This is a genomic window from Streptomyces sp. NPDC086554, assembly GCF_040686095.1.
Classification (GTDB): Bacteria; Actinomycetota; Actinomycetes; order Streptomycetales; family Streptomycetaceae; genus Streptomyces.
Window position 1 is genome coordinate 73,433 of record NZ_JBFBJK010000027.1, and the last position, 19,294, is coordinate 92,726.

Below are 19,294 nucleotides of genomic sequence, written 5' to 3' on the forward strand. Positions count from 1 at the left end.
TCAGCTCTCTTTCTGCTCAAGGCCGCTTGAGGATCTCGGCGAGGCTCGGCGCCTCCCGGTCCCGCTGGGACATCGATGTGACCGGCAGCGGCCAGTCGATGGCGAGCTCCGGGTCGTCGAAGGCGATCGTCACGTCCTCGGCCGGATCGTGCGGGCGGTCGATCCGGTACGAGGTGTCGGCGGTCTCGGTCAGCGCCTGGAAGCCATGCGCGCAGCCCGCCGGGATGTACAGGGTCTTCTGCGTCTCGTCGGACAGCTCGAAGAAGGCCCGGTTGCGGTACGTCGGCGAATCCGGCCGCAGGTCCACGACGACGTCGAAGATCCTCCCGTACGAGCACCGCACCAGCTTGGCCTCGCCGGCGCCGGAGCGCAGGTGCAGGCCGCGCAGCACGCCCCGTGCGGAGCGGGACACGCTGTCCTGGATGAAGGCGTGCGGGTCGAGGCCGACCGAGCGGACCACGTCGGCGTCGAAGGTGCGGCAGAAGAAGCCGCGTTCGTCGGCGTACGGTGTCGGCTCGAAGAGGTACGCGCCGTCGATCGCCGGGACCTGGGTTGCTTTCATGGGGCCTCCCCTAGGGCGTGGGCCGGGAACAGGACCGCGGTCAACTCGGCGAACTGGTCCTTGAGTTGCCGGGACGCGACCGCGTTGCGTTCGGCAAGGGTCTGCCGCAGCTCAGCCGACCGCTTCTCCAGCGCCCGGAACTGTTCAAGGAGTCGCTCGGCGTCGACCTCGCGGGCCGGGTGGCAGTACGCCTCCAGCCCCATCCGGGCCATGAGCGCGTCGCTCTTCGCCGCATAGCTGAGGGCGAGCGTCGGTGTGCCGGCCTTCAGCGCGCAGATCAGGTTGTGGTAGCGGGTCGCCACCACGGTGTCGGCAGCCGCCGTCTCCTTCATCAGGTCGGCGAGCGAGGCCGCCTCGGCGGCGGTGACCAGCGGCGAGTCCACCGCGTCGAGGATCGCGGCGACCACCGGCGCATCGCACGCGTCGCCGGTGAGCAGCCGGACCGGCCTGCCGCCCTCAACCAGCGTGCGGACGAACCGAGTTGTCCCGTCGAGGTAGCGCCGGTGGATCTCCTCGGCCCGGGCGCGGTCGTCGTTGCCGCCGTGGTAGTCCATGACGCCGACGCAGACCGGGCCGCCCGGCGGACCCGAGGGCGTACGCGACGGCGGCGTCGGCAGGGCGAAGGCGAGGTCCGGGTAGACCTCGTCGCGTGCGGTGTTCACGCCCATCGCCCGCATCGCGTCGCGGGACAGGGCGTCCCGGTACGAGCGGTAGGAGGCAAGCCGCGCCGACCAACGCACCAACGCCCGGGTCGGCCGGTCGCCGATCGCGTCCGCGCCGACGCCGACCAGCGCGACCCGGGTGCGCATCAGCCGGCCACTCGCGCAGAGCAGGAACAGCGAGTACGGGAAGCCCCACGGCCGTAGCGGCAGCGTGGCCTCCAGGACTCCCATGCCCGGCACGATCACCACGTCGTGCCGGCGCACCCAGGCGGCGGTGCGGACGGCGTCGAAGAGTTTGCCCAGGCCCTTGCCCGCGATCGCGCCCGCACGGGACGCGGTCCGGTACTCCCCGCGGTACCAGTGCAGCCGCGTCGCGGGGATCCCGTACCGGGTCTCGACGGCCTCGGGCCCGCCGCACAGCGCGTCCACGACCGCCTCCGGGTGCTTGGCGCGGAGGTAGCCGAGCACGGCTTCGAGCGACCCGTCGTTGCCGAGGTTCCCGGAGCCGAGCAGGCCGAACACCCCCACCCGTGTCCGCGCCCTCATGCCCGCCCCGCACGGCCCGCACGCCCCGCGACGAGCTCGTCGACCGAGACGGTGAGCTTGGCCGGGTCGACCGGGGCCCGGTCCTCCACCCGCTCGCCCGCACCCGGCCGGGCCCGGCTGGTCGCCCACGCCGCCAAGTGGCGGTAGCACGCGCGCCGGTCGGCCGCGGACAACGGCGTCCGCCGGATCGCCGCGACGAAGCCCCAGACGTACTCGGCGAGCAGCCGCGGCGTCGGGTGCAGCAGGCCTGCCCGGCGCGGGTCGAGGTTGACGCACCGGGAGCGCTTCGAAGGGTTCGCGCGCTCGGCGCGGGTGGGGTGGTCGCGGCGGAAGTACAGCAGCTCCGGCACCTGGTGGAAGGGACCGTGCAGGCCGATCTCGGCGACGAACGTGCGGTCCGCGTGGTGGTAGCTGTCGTGCGGCTTCACCCGGCGCAGCACGTCGGCCCGCATCACCCCGTAGAAGTCGTCGCCGCCGGGCTCGAACAGCATGCTGCGGAAGCGCTCCGGCGCGCGCGGCGAGCCAGTGGCGAGCGTGTACTCGTACGGGACCTTCACCTTCCCGTCTTCGTCGATGACCGCCTGGTCGGCGTGCGCGAGGATCACGTCGGGCCGCTCGTCCAGGGCCTCGACGCAGCGCCGCAGCAGGTCGCGAGCGTAAAGGTCGTCGTGCGAGGCCCACTTGAACAACTCACCCCGACACTCGGTGAATACGTAGTTGTGGTTCGGCGCGGCGCCGATGTTCCGGGTCAGCCGGATGTAGCGGATACGTGAGTCCCGCGCGGCGTACTTGCGGCAGATGTCCTGGGTTCCGTCGGTGGAGGCGTTGTCGGAGATGACCAGCTCGAAGTCCTCGTAGGTCTGGCCGAGCAGGGCGTCGAGCGACTCGGCGAGGTACTCCTCGCCGTTGTAGACGGGCAGGCCGATGCTCAGCCTGAGGTGCGCGGTCATGAGGTCCTCACTTCGGGGATGGGGTTCTGGTGACCGCCCCCGCGCTCGCGCAGGGCGGTCCCTAGCTGCAGCCACCACACGGCCGAGCCGCAGAGGGTCGCGGCGGCGACGCCCCAGGCCGAGCCGACCGTGCCGGCCACGGCCGCGCCGCCGAGCCCGCCGGTGACGTAGAAGGCGGAGGCGATCAGTTGGCTGCGCAGGCTCCGCCGGGCCGTGCCGAGTGCGCGAAGCCCGGCTGCCGCGCCGGTGCCGAGTCCCGCGCCCGCGACGCCGAGCGTGACCGGCACGATGAGCTCCGATGCGGAGCTCCAGACGCCGCCGAGCACGAACTCGCCGCCCGCGTCCGGCACAAGGAGCAGCGCCCCGCCCCAGAGCAGCGCGGCCGCGGCCTGCCCGCCGCCGAGCAGGAGGCAGAACGCGCCGAGGCGGTGCGGGGCCCGCCGCAGTACCCGTGCCGCCTCCGCGACGGTGACCAGGGAAAGCCCCATCAGCACAGCCATGAACGGGCCGAGCAGGAGCTCGGCGCCCCGGATCACACCCACCGCGCCGACTCCGACGATCGCGCCGAGCCCGTACGCCCGCAGCTGGCTCGCGCCGCTGTTGCTGACGTTCTCGACCAGGTACCGGCAGCCGAGGTCCCGGTGCTCGCGAAGCCACTCGCGCGCGCCGGTCAACTGGGGCCGGATGCCGGACTGGAAGCAGCCGTACACCGCGGCCACCGCGGCGGAGGCGCCCCAGGCGAGCACGAAGGCCTCCACGCTGCCCACGCGGGCCGCCACCACCAGGGCAGGGACGAGCGCGACGCCCCACACGAGGTCGTTGACGAACGCCTTCCGCCCGGTGCCTGCGGCGAAGAACGCGAACCGCCAGGAGTCCTGAAGGAGCAGCCCCGGCAGTACGACGCCGAGGCAGGCGAACGCGGGCCCGACGCTGCCGCCGAGAGGAAGCCCGACCATCAGGGTCGCCGCGCCGAGGGTGGCACCGACGCCGAGCGCGGTACCCGACGACCGGGCCACCGCCGCGTGCCAGGACGCGTCCGGCACACCGCTGAAGCGCACCACGAGCGGGTCGGTGGCAAGGCCGCGGGAGACGTTGAGCACCACGCCGTAGGTCACCCAGGCGAGGCTGAACACGCCGAACGCGGTCACCCCCAGCGAGCGGGCCACGTAGATGCCCACCACGAAGTTGCTCATGCTGGAGGCCGCCTGGTCGGCGAGGCCCCAGGACAGCCGGCCGACCAGCGCCCGCTTGGCGGATCCGGGCGGTGTCGCCGTTGTCGTCGGATTCTCCCTCTCGGTGGCCATCTGCGTCAGGCCTTGATCAGCCCGGCGGCGCCCAGGGCTCCGGCCGCGTCGGCGACGGTGTCGAACGGCAGCCCTGACCGCTCGGCGACGTCAAGGAGACTGTGCTCGCCGTCGGAGAGGTTGAGCACCCAGAGCATGGCCATCTGGGCCTGCTTGGTATCGCTGCGACCACCGAGCGCGTCGTACAACCCCCGTCGGCCCAACTGCGGTTCGCCGTAAGGGCTGAGGTTGACGTAGCGGCGGTTGCGGTCGAGGACGGCGAACGCCTCGCGGCAGACGGAGAGGGTGTCGGCCATCGCCTCCGGGGAGACGAAGTCCAGGTCGTCCGCCGAGGTGTGGTACTCGGGGTAGCCCGCGTACGGGGTCCGGGTGAGCGAGCCCACGCCCAGGTTGAACCCGGGCGAGCAGAACTGGCGCTCGTCGTAGCCGTACGGAGTGAACTCGGCGACGTGGTGCGGGCGTTCGGATGCGGCAAGCACGTGCCGCATCACCCGGTCGATCTCCGCGTCGCCGCGCCTGCTCTGCTTGTACGTGAGTTGGCCCGGGTCGCCCGCGCAGGCAAGGACGAGCCCGTGCTTGATCTGTTCCACCCGCTCCGCGTTGCGGGCCAGCCAGGTGATCGCCCCGATGGTGCCGGGCGCGTAGATGAACCGGTAGGTGTAGTACGGGGTTTGCTCCGCCAGCGCCCGGGCGAGGTGGGTCGCCACCGCGATTCCCGCCAGGTTGTCGTTGGCCAGCGACGGGTGGCAGACGTGGCAGGAGACGATCACCTCGTCGGGGACCTGCCCGGGGATCACGTGCTCGGCGTACGTGAGGTGGCCGTCCGCGATGGTGGAGTCGATCCGCACCTCGTACTCGCCGTCCGGCATCGCGTCCAAGGTTTCCTGGGCCAGGCAGAATCCCCATTCCCGCTTGTAGTAACTGGTGCGATACGGCACCCAGTTGGGGTGCTCCGGCAGAGTGTGCAGATGTCCGCGCAGCTCGGACAGCGGCATGGTCCGCGACACCGGCACGCTGTAGCCGAGCACGTGCAGGCTGGACGCGGCGAAGTCGACGACCCGGTGGCCGGTGCTGTCGGCGATGTACGCGTCCCGGATGTTCCACTCCTGCGGCACCGTCCAGTCGAGCACCTGCGTCCCGGTCGGCACCTCGTGCACCTGGAGCGGGATGTATTCGCCGACGATGTCCAGGGTGGCGCGCACACCGTCGCCCGTGATGCTCCGGCAGAGCGGGTACAACCGCTCCACCAGCGTGTACATCTCCTCGCCCGGTCTGTTCATCGGCGCCACCGCAGGGTGTCGTCGACGGCACCGGCCTCGGACGCCGCGCGCAGCACGGCGAGACGGGTGAAGCGCTGCTCGAAGTTCTCCCGGGTCAGTCCGAACTTCCGGTAGGCGTCGGCGAGTTCGAGCGCGCCACGCTTCACGGACCACTCGCAGTCGAAGCCGGGTATCGCGGCGCGGAACCGGGAGAAGTCCACCCGGTACGAGCGCGGATCGGCACCGGTCTCCCCGGTGATCACGACCTTCGATCCTGACACCGCCTCGGCGACCTGCTCGGCGATCTCCGCGACCGTGACGTTGTTGATCTCGCTGCCGATGTTGAACGCCCGGTCGTGCACCGCTTCGCGCGGCGCGGTCAGCGCGGCCGCGAAGGCCCGTGCGATGTCGGCGGCGTGCACCAGCGGGCGCCAGGGAGTGCCGTCGGAAAGCACCAACACCTCGCCGGACAGGAGCGCGTGGCCCACCAGGTTGTTGAGCACGATGTCGGCGCGCAGCCGGGGCGAGTAGCCGAACGCGGTGGCGTTGCGCATGTACACCGGGCTGAAGTCGCCGTCGGCCAGGGCGTGCAGGTCGTCCTCCACCCGCACCTTGGACTCCGCGTACGGCGTCACCGGGCGCAGCGGGGCGTCCTCGCTCACCAGGTCGGCACCACCGGCGGCGCCATAGACCGAGCAAGTCGACGCGTACAGGAAGCGCCGCGCTCCTGCGTCGCGGGCCAGTTGGGCGAGGCGTACGGACGCGTGGTGGTTGATGTCGTACGTGAGTTCCGGGGCGAGGGATCCCAGCGGGTCGTTGGAGAGCGCGGCCAGGTGGATCACGGCGTCCACCCCTGCCACGTGGTCGGCCGTGACGTCGCGCAGGTCCACCCGGTGCCCCGTCAGTTCGACGGGCGGCGGGCCGAGGATGCAGTCGGCGAACAGGCCGGCGTCGAGGCCGACGACTTCGTGTCCGGCGGCCGTGAGGACCGGGGCCATCACGGTGCCCAGGTATCCCTGGTGTCCGGTGAGCAGTACGCGCAAGGTTCATTCCCCCTGATGGAAGGTGCCCAGATTGGAAGGGCCCAGGTCGAGCGTGAGTTTGGTGACGGCGAACGCCTCGGCGTAGCGCGCGTGGCATTCGATGCCGCGGATCCGTGCGAGACCGAGGAAGGCCTCGCGGTCGTACCAGGGGCGGTGCCGCTGCGAGGGGTAGTGCTCCTGCAGCAGCCGCACCTTCTGTTCGGCGATCTGCGGCGACAGCGGCTGGTACGCCGAAGGACGGCCGAGATCTCCGTCCCACTTGACGATCTCGTAGCCGAGAACGAGGTGGTCACGGAATGCGGTGGGTATCAGCTGCGCCAGGCCGCGGTGATCCTGGTGCGCGTCGTCGGTGCGCGGGGCCAGGATCAGATCCGGCTCGGTCTGCGCGCGCAGTTCCTCGACCGCCGCCTTGGCCTCGTCCCAGTGCACGGGCATCCGGCCGTCCGGCAGCTTGAGCACGGTGAGGCGCAGATCGGCGCCCGGGCAGAAGGCGGCGAGCGCGGCCCGCTCCTCCTGCTCGCGCTCGCTGCCACCGCCGGAGAGCACCAGGGCGTCGACGCGGATTCCCGGCCGCGCGAGGCACAGCGCAAGGAGCGTGCCGCCGGCGCCGATGGCGATGTCGTCGCAGTGCGCACCCACCGCGACGATCCGGTCCAGGCGCCCGGCATCGAGCCGGATCACGCGCTCACCCCGGCGTCGTCCCGTTCCCACACGGCCCACGGGCGGTCGCCCCGGGCGTAGGCGGCGTCGAGCGCGGCCCGCTCCTTCACGGTGTCGGTCGGCTTCCAGAAGCCACGGTGCTGGTGTGCCACCAACCGTCCCTGCTTGGCCAGTTGGGCGCATCCGTCGGCGACCAGGTCCCCGTTCTCCGGTATGTGGTCGAAGACCTCCTGGCGGAGCACGAAGTAGCCGCCGTTCTCCCACAGCGGCAGTTCGCTCACCGCGGTGATGCCGCCCACCAGGCCGTCCTCGCCCAAGTCGACGCAGTGGAACGAGGACTGGGGCGGCACCACCATCATCGACGCACCGGCGTCACGCAGGGCGAAGCGGTCGATCATCTCGTCCAGCGGGGCGTCGGTGAGCACGTCGGCGTAGTTGGCGAGGAACATCTCCTCGCCGTCCAGATGGTGCCGCACCCGGCGAAGGCGTTCCCCGATCGGTGACTCGATGCCGGTCTGCGCGAACGTAATGGTCCAGTCGGCGATGTCGGTGGAAAGCAGCTCGGTCTGGCCGCCCCGCAGCACGAAGTCGTTGGACACCGTCTCCTCGTAGTTGAGGAAGAAGTTCTTGATGTGGTGTGCCCCGTATCCGAGGCACAGGATGAACTCCTTGTGCCCGAAGTACGCGTAGTAGCGCATGACATGCCAGATCAGCGGTCGCGGGCCGACCATCGCCATCGGCTTGGGCATGTCGTCGGCGGCACCGTCGCGCATCCGCATCCCGTAACCGCCGCAGAACAGAACGACCTTCATGCTGTGCCCTTTCAAGACGGGACCTCGACAATGCTCAGTTCCGGGATGGGAAAGACGAGCCGGCCGCCCCAGTCGTGCACGAACGACAGCTGCTCGACCAACTCGGCCCGCAGGTTCCACGGGAGGACAAGGACGTAGTCCGGTCGGTCGGCGGCTATCTGCTCGGGCGACAGGATCGGGATGCGGGTGCCCGGGGTGAACCTGCCGTGCTTGTAGGGGTTGCGGTCGACCGTGTACGGGAGCAGGTCGGGCCGGATGCCGCAGTGGTTGAGCAGGGTGTTGCCCTTGCCCGGGGCGCCGTAGCCGACGACCGTCTCGCCGCGCTCGGCCGCCTCGATGAGGAACTTGAGGAGGTCCCGGCGCACCTTGGCCACCCGGGCGGAGAACTCGGTGTACCCGGACAGCTCCTGAAGACCGGCGGCCTTCTCGCGGGCCAGCACGTCGGCGACCTGTGGGGACTGCTCCCCGGCCACCTCGACCGGGCGGGCCCAGAGCCGGATGGAGCCGCCGTGCGTGGGCAGCAACTCGACGTCCACGAGCGCGAGTCCGCCGCTGGCGAGCGCCCGGATCGCGGACGCGACCGTGTAGTACTGGAAGTGCTCGTGGTAGATCGTGTCGTACTGGTTCTCCTCGATCAGGGTCAGCAGGTGCTGCACCTCGATGGAGACCCAGCCGTCGTCGGCGACCAGGGCGCGCAGCCCCTGGGTGAACCCGACGACGTCGGGGATGTGCGCGTACACGTTGTTGGCCACGACCAGGTCCGCCGGGCCGTGCTCGGCGCGGACGGCCGAGCCGATGTCCGGGGACAGGAACTCCGTGAGCGTGGGCACACCCGCGTCCCGTGCGGCCGCGCCGACGTTCACGGACGGCTCGATGCCGAGGCAGCGGATCCCCCGGTCCACCACGTGCTTGAGCAAGTACCCGTCGTTGCTCGCCACTTCGACCACGAAGGCGTCGGAGCCTTCGGTGTCGATTCCCACCCGCTGTACGGCGTCGGCGACGAACGTGCGCGCGTGCTCCACCCAGGAGGTCGAGTACGAGGAGAAGTACGCGTACTCCTCGAACGTCTCCTCCGGCGTGATCAGCGGCGGGATCTGCGCGAGCCAGCAGCCGGTGCAGACCCGCAGGTGCAGCGGGTACGCGGGCTCCGGCAGGTCCAGTTGGTCCGCGGCGAGAAAGCTCTCGCACGGTGGCGTCGCCCCGAGATCGACGACGCTCGCCAGCGTCGCCGAGCCGCAGAGTCGGCATCGTGTCATTTACTGCCCCCCATTGATTCCGTCCCCCATTGGTTCCGTCCGACCCGTTGATTCCAGCCGACCCGCGATCGCGGTGCGGTACTCCGCCACCAGGCGCTCGAGCCCGACGGCCGGGCTGAAGCGCTGCTCGTAACGGCGCCGGGCCGCCTCGCCCATCTCCCGGTTGCGGTCCTGCTCGGCCGTGATCCGGCGCAGGCAGGACGCGAGCGAGGCGGGCTCGCCCGGCCGGTGAAGAAGACCGGTCACCCCGTCCTCGACGAGTTCGACGAAGGCGCCGTGACCGGCGGCGACGGCCGGCACCCCCGCCGCCATCGCCTCCGCGACCACCAGGCCGAACGTCTCCAGGGCCGTCGAAGGAGCCACCACGGCGACCGAACGTGCCACGGCCTTCCGGCACTCATCCGGGTCGAGCAGACCGACGTAGCGCACGTCGTCCCGGTCCGCCGCCCAGGCGGTCACCTCCCGCTCCAGTGGCCCCGCGCCGGCGAGCACGAGCGGCACGCCCACACCGCCGGCCGCGGCGATCTCGTCCCACGCGGCCATCAGCAGCCGCACGCCTTTGGCCTCCGCGAGCCGACCGAGGAAGAGCACATGCTCGCCGGCACCCGTTCGGCAGGCGCCGGGGTCGGGCACGAAGTTGTGCTTCACCGCGAGGAGTTCGGCCGGCATGCCGGACCGCACCAGGACGTCGCGCTGCGCCGCGGAGATGCAGAAGAACCGCTCCACGCCGGACCACCACCGCCGCCGGTTGACCGACAGGCTGACGGCGAGCGGCACCGTCGCGAGGCGGGAGTTCCGGTAGCAGCCGTGCCGGACGGCGGGCAGCGACGTCTTCGACCCGACGCACTCGGTGCACGCCTTGCCATCCCTGTGCAGGGTGCCGGGCGCGCAGACCTGGGTGTAGTTGTGCAGCGTGGCCACGGCGGGTACGCCGACGTCGGCGCAGGCGGCGAGGACCGCGGGCGACAGGAGCGGGAAGACGTTGTGGATGTGCACCACGTCCGGCCGCTCGGCGCGCAGTTGAGCGGCGAGCTCCTTGCGGACCGCCGGGTTCCACGGCACGAGGAGCGGCACCGCGACCTTGCCGGGGATGGACCGGCCCGCGATGTCGTCGCTGCGCCGCTCGAACACCTCGACCCGGTGGCCTGCCGCGCGCAGCAGCCCCACTTCCTGGTCGACGACGACGTTCTCCCCGCTCGGCTGAGACGAGGAGTAGCGGTTGTGCACCACGAGAACATGCATGCTCAAGGTCACCTCCTGGCCCATCGCGGGATACGCCGTTGCGGGACTGCGGGCGCCGTAAAGGGCGTGGCCGTCGTGAGGGGCGTGGCCGCGGCAGGTGTCGCGAGGAGCGAGGCGGCCAAGGCCAGATGCAGCAGATACGGCGAGGCGTCGCCGAGTCCTGCCTCGGTGTACGACGAGATCGCGACGTAGCTGATCAGGAAGATCGCGCAGGCCCTCGGCAGCGACGGCGGTCGCAGCAGCGCGACGCCGGCAACGACGACGATGATCGCCGCGACAAGGGTGACGCCGAGCAGACCCTGCTCGCTGTAGACGGCCAGCCAGCTGTTGTCGATCGGAAGCCCGCCGAACGACTTGTCGCCGAGGCCCATGCCGAACACCTGCTCCGCGGTGCTCCGGGGCTCTGTGAGCAGGGCGTCCCAGACCTTGGCCCGGCCGGTGAGGCTGGTGAAGTACTCCTTGCTCTGCCCGCGCAGGAACCACGCCTCCAGCGCGGAGGCGAACCCCACGGCGGCCACCGCGGACACCACCACCGCCCAGGCGAAGAACCGGCGGGCGGCGGCGCTGGTCAGGACGAGCGAGCCGATCGCAAGCACAAGCCCGACGAGCAGGCCGACCGTGGCCGTCCGGGTATGCGTCAACGCGAGCAGGGCGAGTGACGGCACGATGACCAGGGCCGCGCTGCCCCTGGTGGTCCGGCGGCCCAGTACGAGCAGCACGGTGAGCCCGATGATCACTGCTGCGTACTGTCCGATCTGCGGCGGGGTGAGCGGCCACAACGCGCCGACGAGCCGACCGCCGTAGAGCTCGGGCATGGCCGCGCCGGGTGAGATGACCAGGCCGGCGGCCGCCGTCCCGAGCGCCACGAAGTACATCCGGATGTGGTGCCGTACGAACGTCAGGCTGCCGTCCCACCATCGGCTCAGCAGCCACAGCGTGCCGACGAAGAGAGCCAGGCGGGCGCAGCGGAACAGCGCGCCCAACCCGACCTCCAGGTTCGCGCTGGAGATCACGCTCGGCACGAGGAGCAGGGTGAGCAGGAACAGGAAGGCGCTCGCCCGGATGCGCAGCCAGAGATTGAGCGCGAGCGCCAGCGCGAACGCGGCGGCCAGCGCGCCCATGGTGACCATCTGGATGAGGGAGCGCGGCAGCGGAAGGATGGTCTTCGCCCCGGCGGAGCCGAGGGTGTTGAGGGCGAGCAGCGCCCAGACGATCCCGACGGCCTTCGGCGTGCCGGCGGGGCGCGGTTCGGCGCCGGGCTGCGTCCCTGCCGTATCCGGTCCGGCCTGCAGGACGCCGCGCTTCAGGTTCCCGTCCATCTCAACCACCGGCTCGTGGCGCGTAGGTGCTGCCGGAGTCCTGCCGGTACGGCGTGTCCTGCCACTGCCCGGAGTCGAGCTTCTGGTCCGTGTTCTCCGCGACGAAGCTCCACGGTCCGCGGTAGGTGTTGTCGTGCCAGCGGTTGTGCTGCTTGTGGGTGATTGCGTCGGACACCCGTTTGCCCTTGTACGGCGACCACTTCGGATAGGTGCCGTAGTTGGAGAGCACCGCCATGCGGCCGCACTCGGTCTTGCACTTGACGACCTGCGGGTCGAGGAGGAAGCGGTTGTCGTGGATGTCCACCCGCTGGGTCTTCCACCGGCAGTCGGCGTAGAGCGGCCCCTTGGTGATCGCCGGTTTCGCACAGCGCTTGGTGTCCTTCACCAGCAACGTGCAGTAACCGGTGGAGGTGTTGGCCGGGCTGTTGCAGAACCGGTCGGCGTTCTCCCACAGGGTGATGCCGTTCCAGTTGTTCTCCAGTACGTTCCGGTAGATCTCGATCTTGTCCGTGCGGGCTTTGATCCGTGGTTCGCCGCCGGACTCGGACACGTAGACGGTCGCGTACGGGAAGGGGTCGTCGCGTTCGGCGGACCTGCGGCCCTCGACCCAGTTGTTCCGCCGGATCGTGTTGTTGCGGATGACCGCGTTGTAGCTGGTCTCGTACATCAGCGCGGCACCGTCGTTGGCCTCAAGGAGGTTGCCCTCGATGCGGAAGTCGTTGTTGTTGTTGTCCGCCCACAGCCCGGCGCCGCGGTTGTCGTGCACCCAATTGCCGCGTATCTCGGCGCCGTTGACGGCCCAGAACTTGATGCCTCCGGTGCAGCCGCAGCCCGGCCGCTTCCGCTCCCAGTCGCCGGTGTTGTTGCCCACGATCTCGTTGCCCTCGACCACCAGGCCGCGGATCGAGTCGCCGGTCTTGTAGGCGTTCATTCCGTACTGCCCGTTGTCGCGCAGACAGCTGGCGCGGACCTTCTGGCGGGCACCGGCCATCAGCCCGGCGCCGGAGTTGTACTGGATCTTCGCGTGCTCGATCACCCACCCGTCGGCCATGTCGTGGTTGACCACGCCCTCGTCGGGCGGCGCGACGAAGCGCTGCACGGTCAGGTGGCGGATGGTGACGTCGCGGGCGGTGCCGCTGAACGCGTAGTTGTTCTTCTTCCCGCCGTCGAGCACCGCGCCCGGCGCGCCGATGTAGCGGTTCCCCTTCTTGGTCATGACCTGGGCGTAGCGGTCCGGCTCGAGCCGGTGCTTGCCCGGTCGAAGCCAGAATGTGGTGCCCGCGGGACTGCTCTTGGTCTTCTCGGCCAGGTCGCCGACCACCTTGGGGTCGACCGTCACCGCACCCGCCGGCGCCTTCGCGGGACCGGCCGCGGGCTTGGCGCACACCCTGGCCACGGGCTTGGCGGGCGCCTTGGACGCGGAGGGCGGATCGGTCGGCTTCGCCCCGGCGTCCGACGTGCTCGTACAGCCGGTCGCCGCCAGCACGACCAGCGCAAGCGGTGCCGACGAGCTCGCCAGGTTCCGCCACTTCATCCCCACACGTCCTTCCTAGCCACGGAACCTGAGCACGGTGGTGAACTCCCCCGACAACGCAGCGCCGTCGGCGCATCCGGTACCGACCAGCGTGGTGGCGGGTTCCTTGCGCCCGAATCCTGCGGAGTACCAGCCGAGCGGCGGGTCGGTCTCGCCGCGATGCGCGCGCCAGCTCAGCTGTCCGGGCAGGTCGAGCACCGCGGAGCGGCCCTCGCCGTCCCGGATCCAGGTGAGCAGGGCCCGGTTCCCCACCAGGTCCGCGGCGATCGCCGGGCCGAGGTGGAACGCCAGACGTACGTCCCGGAGTGGCCCGCGCACCTCGTCGACCACCCGCAACTCCTGTGTCGCGGCGGTCAGTTCCACCCGGCGGCGGTGCGCGGAGGGCTGGTAGCCGTCGTGCTCGGCACACCAGCGGGCCGTCCCCCCGTCGGAGGCGTCGGAGGCGTCGGATGTGTCCGCGGCCAGGACGCGGGTGCGGGCATGCCGGGTCCACAGGAACGGGCCGCCTGAGACGGACTGGTCACGGCCGTCCAGCTGCAGGGTGTTGTGGCCGATGGTCGACCGGAAGTACTGCCGCCACAGGGGCTGCCCGTGGTAGCAGTACGTTCCCGGGTCGGCGAGCACGTCGACGCCGTCGTGCCGCACCTCCACGGACAGCGCGTCCGCGTGGGCGTGCGCGGCGATGGACAGGAAGCCGTGCGGGCCGGCGTCGCAGCGGCACCAGATCTCCGCAGGACCGCGCAGGATCGTGAGCCCCGCGTCGGCGAAGTGGTCCGGTCGGCTTGCCGGGCGGGGCACGGCCGGTGACGTGCCATTCTTCGAGTACGGCTTGATGAGCGCGGCGAGGAGCGGCGTACGAGCATCGGTGCCCGTCACTCCCGGCCACCAGGCGAGCCGCCCGAACACGGCGTCCCCGGTGGCGAGGAGCGAGGCCCAGCGGTCGGTGCCCCTGCCGTCCACGACCAGACCGTGCCCGTCGTCCGCGTCCCCCTGGCGCGGCGGCCGTAACCGGTTGTCCACGACGGCCGCGAGCGCGTCGGTCATCCGCAGCAGCACAAGCCGGATCGACGCGGGGACCGGCACACCGGCGGCATCCGCCTCGGCCACCGCGGCCAGGCCGAGCTCGAGGACGAGGCCGTGATACTCGGTGGCCAACTCGCGGTTGAGGCCGGAGTCGAAGGTGTTGCCGCGCAGATGCCGCTCAAGGGACCGCAGCGCGCCGGTTCGCCAGCGTGCCGATGAGGGGAACCACGCGAACGCGCAGGCCGCTGCGAACTGCCCGGCGGCTTCGGCGATGACGTGGTTGTTCGCCGAAGAGCCCCGGCTGGGGAAGGCGGCAAGCCAGCGCTGGTGGTGCCAGATCTGGTTCAGCGCCACCGGGTTGCCCTCGAAGAGGCCGACGGCGCCCGGCCAGCCGTCGAGCAGCCGGCGGATCCACACCCAGGAAAGGAGTCGGATGCCCAGCTCGATGCCGCTGATCCAGTGCACTCCGCGCAGTGGCGCGTTGGCCGCCCACCACGACCGCAGGTGCTCGGCCACGCGCTCGGCGTACCGCTCGTTGCCGGTGATCGCGTAGGCGGCGGCGAGCACGGTGAGGTACTGATGCCGGGACAGCTCCCAGATCTGCTTGATGTCCCCGACCGCGTCCTCGTTCCGGTACGGCACGTCGAAGGCGTAGCCCCACGGAGCCCGGCGCCCGGTCTTCGGGTCGGACCACCAGTCCGGGTGGACCAGGTCGTCGCGGACCACCCCGAAGTACTCGACGTGCCCGTACATCAGCCGGTCCGCCTCGGCCAAGAGACGTTTCGCGGCGTCCGGAGCTATGGCGGCGATCGTCCCGGCGGGCAGGACCGCAGTGAACCGGGCGTCGGTCACCCTCGGGCAGTCCGGCCGCGCCGATCGCCACCGCCGTCTGCGCACCGCGTCGCCCACCCGGCCGACGACCTCCCGCGGTCCCATCCGGGAAAGGCGTCGCAGGTACCAGTCCGGACTCCCCGAGTTCACAGTCATCGCGCCCTCGCCAACGTCACCGGCGCGCCGCCCGCCAGGCCGGCCTGCACGGCGAGGGTGGCCGCCGTGGTGGCGACGAGCGACTCCAGCGGCACCGGCATCGGTCCGCCGCTCCGCACGGCCTTGACGAACGCGGCCAGCTCTGCGTTCTGGCCCTTGTCCCGGGCCTTCGGCAGCCGCGAACTGACCCACTTCTTACGGCCGACCGTGCCTTCGAAATACAGCGATGCGCGTACGAAGTCGTCGAGCCGCAGCACCTTGCCGTCCGCGACGAGGTCAAGCGTCTCCTTGGGGAAGCCCGGCGCGCCGGTGGTGACGTAGCTGATGGTGGCGGTGGACCCGTCCGGGTAGCCAAGGACGACCTGCAGGTCCTCGTTGCCGGACGCGGCAACCGCGTACACCGAGACCGGATCGGCGTCGAGCAGCCAGCTCGCCGTGTCGATGAAGTGCCCGCCCTCACCGGCGAACCGCGAGCCCTCGGTGCCCTGTTGGAGGTACCAGCTGCCCTGCTGCAGCCTGCCCGCGTTGACCAGGTAGCGCAGGCTCGCAGGACCGGTCCGGGCGCCGAACCGCTGCCGGGCCTCCTGAAGCAGCGGCGCGAACCGGCGGTTGAAGCCCACCTGCAGCCGGTCGTTGCCGGACTCCTCCACCGCCGCGAGCACACCGGTCAGCTCGTCCTCGGTGAGGGCCAGGGGCTTCTCCACGAACACCGCCTTGCCGGCGAGGAGTGCCTGCCGGGTCAGTTCGGCGTGCGAGCTGTGCCGGGTGACCACGAACACCGCGTCGATGGACTTGTCGCCGAGCACGGCGTCGAGGTCGGTGGTCGCCTCGGCGAAGCCGAACTTCCGCTTGGCGTTGGCCGCGGACAGCGCCGTCGTGGTGACGACGGTCGACAACTCGACACCCTCGCGCTGTGTCAGGTGCGGCAGCAGCATCGACGTCGCGTAGTTTCCCGCGCCGACGAACGCGAGGCGCACCGGCGACTTCGCGGCCCGTACCGGATTCGGCTTCACCGTCACCGCGGGCACGTCCACCGCCGGAGCCTCGGCCTCCACGGCCTGTTCGGGGTACCGGAACAGCACGGCCACGGCCTTCAACTCGCCGTCCTTCAGGCTCTGGTACGTCTCGACGGCGTCCTCGAAGTCGGCGACGTGGGAGATCAGGGGCTCGACGTCGACGCCGCCGCGGGCGAGGAGGTCGAGGAAGCACGCCAGGTTGCGGCGCTCGGTCCAGCGCACGTAGCCGATCGGGTAGTCGCGCCCCTCCAGCTCGTACTCCGGGTCGTAGCGCCCGGGGCCGTACGAGCGGGAGAACCGCACGTCCAGTTCCTTCTCGTAGTACGCGTTCCAGGGCAGGTCCAGGCGGCACTTGCCGATGTCGACGACCCGGCCGCGGTCCCGGCTCAGCCGGGCGGCCAGCTCGACGGGCTGGTTGGTCCCGCCGCCCGCGGCCAGGTACACCTGGTCCACGCCGTGACCACCGGTGAGGTCGGAGACGGCGGCTTCCACACCCGCGGACGCGGGATCGCCGCAGGCCGCGGCGCCCAGGCGCTCGGCCAGCTCGCAGCGCACCGGGTCGGGGTCGGCCCCGACGACGCGGACTCCCGAGGCGGTGAGAAGCTGCACCACCAGCTGGCCGATCAGTCCGAGGCCGATGACGAGCGCCACCTCGCCGAGCTGTGACTCGCCCTGGCGGACGCCCTGCAGCGCGATCGACCCGACGGTGCCGAAGGCGGCGTGCCGCGGCGCGAGGCCGTCCGGCACCGGGGTGTAGAGGTTCTTCGGCACCCAGTTCAGCTCGGCGTGCAGCGCGTGCTCATTGCCGGCGCAGGCCACGAGGTCGCCGACCTTGACGTCGTCGATCCCGGCGCCGACCTGCTCGACCATCCCGCACAGCGAGTAGCCGAGCGGCGTGTAGGAGTCCAGCTTGCCCATCACCTTGCGATAGGTGGCGGGAACCCCGTTGGTGGCGACGCTCTGCACGACCTTGGCGACCTGGTCAGGACGGGAGCGGGCCTTGCCGAGCATCGACATGCCGGCCTCGGACACCTTCATGAGCTCGGTCCCGGTGGAGATCAGCGAGAAGGCGCTGCGGACAAGGACACCGCCCGGCTTGCACCCCGGCACCGGCACGTCAAGCACCGCCAGCTCGCCGCTCTTGTAGTTCTGTACAACCTGCTTCACCCGAACTCCTCTGATTCCTAAGCCGTTAACCGAGTGCTCTGGCCGGACCCAGAGGTCGCGTCGCGATACCAGTACTCGAGGGTCAGCACATGCCACAGATGCTTGGAGAAGTCCCGCTGTCCTGCGGCGTCCTCGGCGACCATCCGCGCCAGCGCGTCGCGGCGCAGGATCCCGGAGTTGACGAGCACGCCGTCGTTGACCACCTCGCGTACCAGCGGTGCCAGATCCCGGCTCATCCAGGCGCGCAGCGGGGCGCTGAACAGGCCCTTGGGCCGGTACACGATCTCCCTCGGAAGGACCGAGGAGGCCGCCTCCTTGAGGACGGCCTTGCCCTGCCGTCCGACGATCTTGCGATCGCCGGGCACGGCGAACGCCGCCTTGACCACCTCGACGTCCACGTACGGCACCCGCACCTCGGTCGACGCGGCCATGCTCGACCGATCCGTGTACGCGAGGTTCAGGCCCGGCAGGAACATCCGGGCGTCGGTCAGGCACATGCGGTTGACGAAGTCGTCGAGGTCGTTGTCCTGGTAGACGTCCGCATGCTCGGTCAGTACGTCGTCGACCGCCCCGGCCAAGTCCGGGTTGACCAGGGCGAGCAGCTCCTCCTGGTCGTACATGGTGTAGCTGCGCCGGAACGCGGTCTCCTCCGGCAGATCGGCGAAGGAGAGGAACCGCTTCGCGAACCGCACCGACCGGTAGCCGCGGCGGCTCGTCGCGACCGGCAGCCGGTCCACGGCCGCGGAAAGGCCGCGCCGCAGGGGCCGCGGAACTCGTTGGTAGCGCAGTGCGAGCAGGTTGGCCAGGTGCTTGCGGTACCCGGCGAACAGCTCGTCGGCGCCCATCCCCGAGAGCATCACCTTGACCCCGGCCTCCCGGGCGGCCGCACAGATCAGGAAGGTGTTGATCGCGGCGGGGTCGCCGATCGGCTCGTCCAGGCTGTACGTCATCTGCGGCAGCAGGTCGAGCACGTTCGGGGCGATCTCGATCTCGTGCAGGTCGACGCCGAACCGCTCGGCCACCTGCCGGGCATGGCGCAGGTCGTCCGGCATCGCCTCGAACCTGGCGTCCTCGGCGCGGAATCCGATCGTGTACGCGGAGATCCCGGGACGGTCGCGGGCCGCAAGGGCGGTCAGGTAGCTGGAGTCCAAGCCGCCGGAGAGGAAGGTCGCCACGGGTACGTCGGAGAGCAGGTGCTGCCGGGTCGACTCCTCGACGATGGCGGCCAGGTCCGGCCGCTCGCCGCTGCGGGCCCGCTCCCGGCCCTCGGCCGCAATGTCGCGGAGGTTCCAGAACCGGCCGCGCTCCACCCGGCCGTCGGGCCGCAACTTCATCCAGGTCCCCGGCGGCAGCTTCTCCGCCTCGCGGAACGCGCACCGTGAGTCCGGCACCCAGTAGTAGAGCAGTGACGCCACAAGGGCCGCATGGTCCACCTCCAGCGTTCCGCCGGTCGCGGTGGCGAGCGCCTTGAGTTCCGAGGCGAACACCAGGCCCTCGCCGCGCCGGAGCAGGAACAGCGGCTTGATGCCCAACTGGTCACGGACAAGGACCAGTTCACCGGTGCGTTCGTCGAAGATCCCGAACGCGAACATGCCGCGCAGCCGGGTCAGGCAGTCCGTGCCCCAGCGCCGCCATGCCTCCAGGAGCACCTCGGTGTCGGAGGTGCCACGGAAGCGCACCCCGGCGGCCGTCAGTTCGGCACGCAGCTCGGGCGCGTTGTACAGCTCGCCGTTGTACGTCAGGGCGAGGCCGTCCGAGACCATCGGCTGGGCGCCGGTCCCGGACAGGTCGATGATCGCCAACCGGCGGTGCCCGAGCTGCACTTCGCCGTCACCGACGGGGTGGCCGTACCGGCCCGCCCCGTCCGGGCCGCGGTGGGCGAGGGTGTCGGTGAGCCGGTCGGCCACGGCCTTCCCGTCCGGCCATCGGTAAGTACCTGCGATGCCACACAT

At 70.9% G+C, this 19,294-nt stretch carries 15 protein-coding genes; all 15 read right to left on the reverse strand.

The features are described from left to right. Positions 1-16: 16 nt before the first annotated feature. Genes rfbC through asnB form a run of 15 tightly spaced genes read right to left on the reverse strand, consistent with a single transcriptional unit; the run spans position 17 to position 19,294 of the window. Positions 17-562 carry a dTDP-4-dehydrorhamnose 3,5-epimerase gene (gene rfbC, locus AB0O76_RS34990; protein ID WP_365499887.1) on the reverse strand — a complete coding sequence of 182 codons (546 nt, stop codon included), beginning with the start codon at positions 560-562 and terminating at the stop codon, positions 17-19. After that, the gene (locus AB0O76_RS34995) at positions 559-1,770 is read right to left on the reverse strand and encodes a polysaccharide pyruvyl transferase family protein (RefSeq protein WP_365499890.1); all 1,212 of its coding nucleotides are present in this window, start codon (positions 1,768-1,770) and stop codon (positions 559-561) included. The genes rfbC and AB0O76_RS34995 overlap by 4 nt, the downstream gene beginning before the upstream one ends. After that, entirely contained in the window at positions 1,767-2,720 is a 954-nt protein-coding gene (locus AB0O76_RS35000; protein ID WP_365499893.1) for a glycosyltransferase family 2 protein, read from the reverse strand. Before AB0O76_RS35000 ends, AB0O76_RS34995 begins: the two co-directional genes overlap by 4 nt. Continuing rightward, positions 2,717-4,024 carry a hypothetical protein gene (locus AB0O76_RS35005; protein WP_365499896.1) on the reverse strand — a complete coding sequence of 436 codons (1,308 nt, stop codon included), beginning with the start codon at positions 4,022-4,024 and terminating at the stop codon, positions 2,717-2,719. The genes AB0O76_RS35000 and AB0O76_RS35005 overlap by 4 nt, the downstream gene beginning before the upstream one ends. Positions 4,025-4,029: 5 nt before the next feature. Then, a complete protein-coding gene (locus AB0O76_RS35010) occupies positions 4,030-5,304 on the reverse strand; it encodes a DUF4910 domain-containing protein (protein ID WP_365499899.1) in 1,275 nt (424 codons plus the stop codon). After that, complete coding sequence (locus tag AB0O76_RS35015; RefSeq protein ID WP_365499902.1) at positions 5,301-6,326, reverse strand: SDR family oxidoreductase; 1,026 nt, start codon at positions 6,324-6,326, stop codon at positions 5,301-5,303. Before AB0O76_RS35015 ends, AB0O76_RS35010 begins: the two co-directional genes overlap by 4 nt. A 3-nt stretch (positions 6,327-6,329) precedes the next feature. Continuing rightward, a complete protein-coding gene (locus AB0O76_RS35020; protein WP_365499905.1) occupies positions 6,330-7,007 on the reverse strand; it encodes a PIG-L deacetylase family protein in 678 nt (225 codons plus the stop codon). Next, positions 7,004-7,798 carry a glucose-1-phosphate cytidylyltransferase gene (locus AB0O76_RS35025; protein WP_365499908.1) on the reverse strand — a complete coding sequence of 265 codons (795 nt, stop codon included), beginning with the start codon at positions 7,796-7,798 and terminating at the stop codon, positions 7,004-7,006. The genes AB0O76_RS35020 and AB0O76_RS35025 overlap by 4 nt, the downstream gene beginning before the upstream one ends. Positions 7,799-7,809: 11 nt before the next feature. Next, positions 7,810-9,054: a class I SAM-dependent methyltransferase gene (locus AB0O76_RS35030; RefSeq protein WP_365499911.1), complete on the reverse strand. Its 1,245-nt coding sequence runs from the start codon at positions 9,052-9,054 to the stop codon at positions 7,810-7,812. After that, positions 9,055-10,296: a glycosyltransferase gene (locus AB0O76_RS35035; RefSeq protein ID WP_365499999.1), complete on the reverse strand. Its 1,242-nt coding sequence runs from the start codon at positions 10,294-10,296 to the stop codon at positions 9,055-9,057. A gap of 8 nt (positions 10,297-10,304) precedes the next feature. Beyond that, complete coding sequence (locus AB0O76_RS35040) at positions 10,305-11,615, reverse strand: O-antigen ligase domain-containing protein (RefSeq protein WP_365499914.1); 1,311 nt, start codon at positions 11,613-11,615, stop codon at positions 10,305-10,307. A 1-nt stretch (position 11,616) separates the two neighbouring features. Next, positions 11,617-13,155 carry a right-handed parallel beta-helix repeat-containing protein gene (locus AB0O76_RS35045; protein ID WP_365499917.1) on the reverse strand — a complete coding sequence of 513 codons (1,539 nt, stop codon included), beginning with the start codon at positions 13,153-13,155 and terminating at the stop codon, positions 11,617-11,619. Between the two features lie 9 nt (positions 13,156-13,164). Beyond that, entirely contained in the window at positions 13,165-15,159 is a 1,995-nt protein-coding gene (locus tag AB0O76_RS35050) for an alginate lyase family protein (protein ID WP_365499920.1), read from the reverse strand. Next, positions 15,156-17,342: a bi-domain-containing oxidoreductase gene (locus AB0O76_RS35055; protein WP_365499923.1), complete on the reverse strand. Its 2,187-nt coding sequence runs from the start codon at positions 17,340-17,342 to the stop codon at positions 15,156-15,158. The genes AB0O76_RS35050 and AB0O76_RS35055 overlap by 4 nt, the downstream gene beginning before the upstream one ends. 17 nt (positions 17,343-17,359) lie before the next feature. Further along, positions 17,360-19,294: an asparagine synthase (glutamine-hydrolyzing) gene (gene asnB / locus AB0O76_RS35060; protein ID WP_365499926.1), complete on the reverse strand. Its 1,935-nt coding sequence runs from the start codon at positions 19,292-19,294 to the stop codon at positions 17,360-17,362.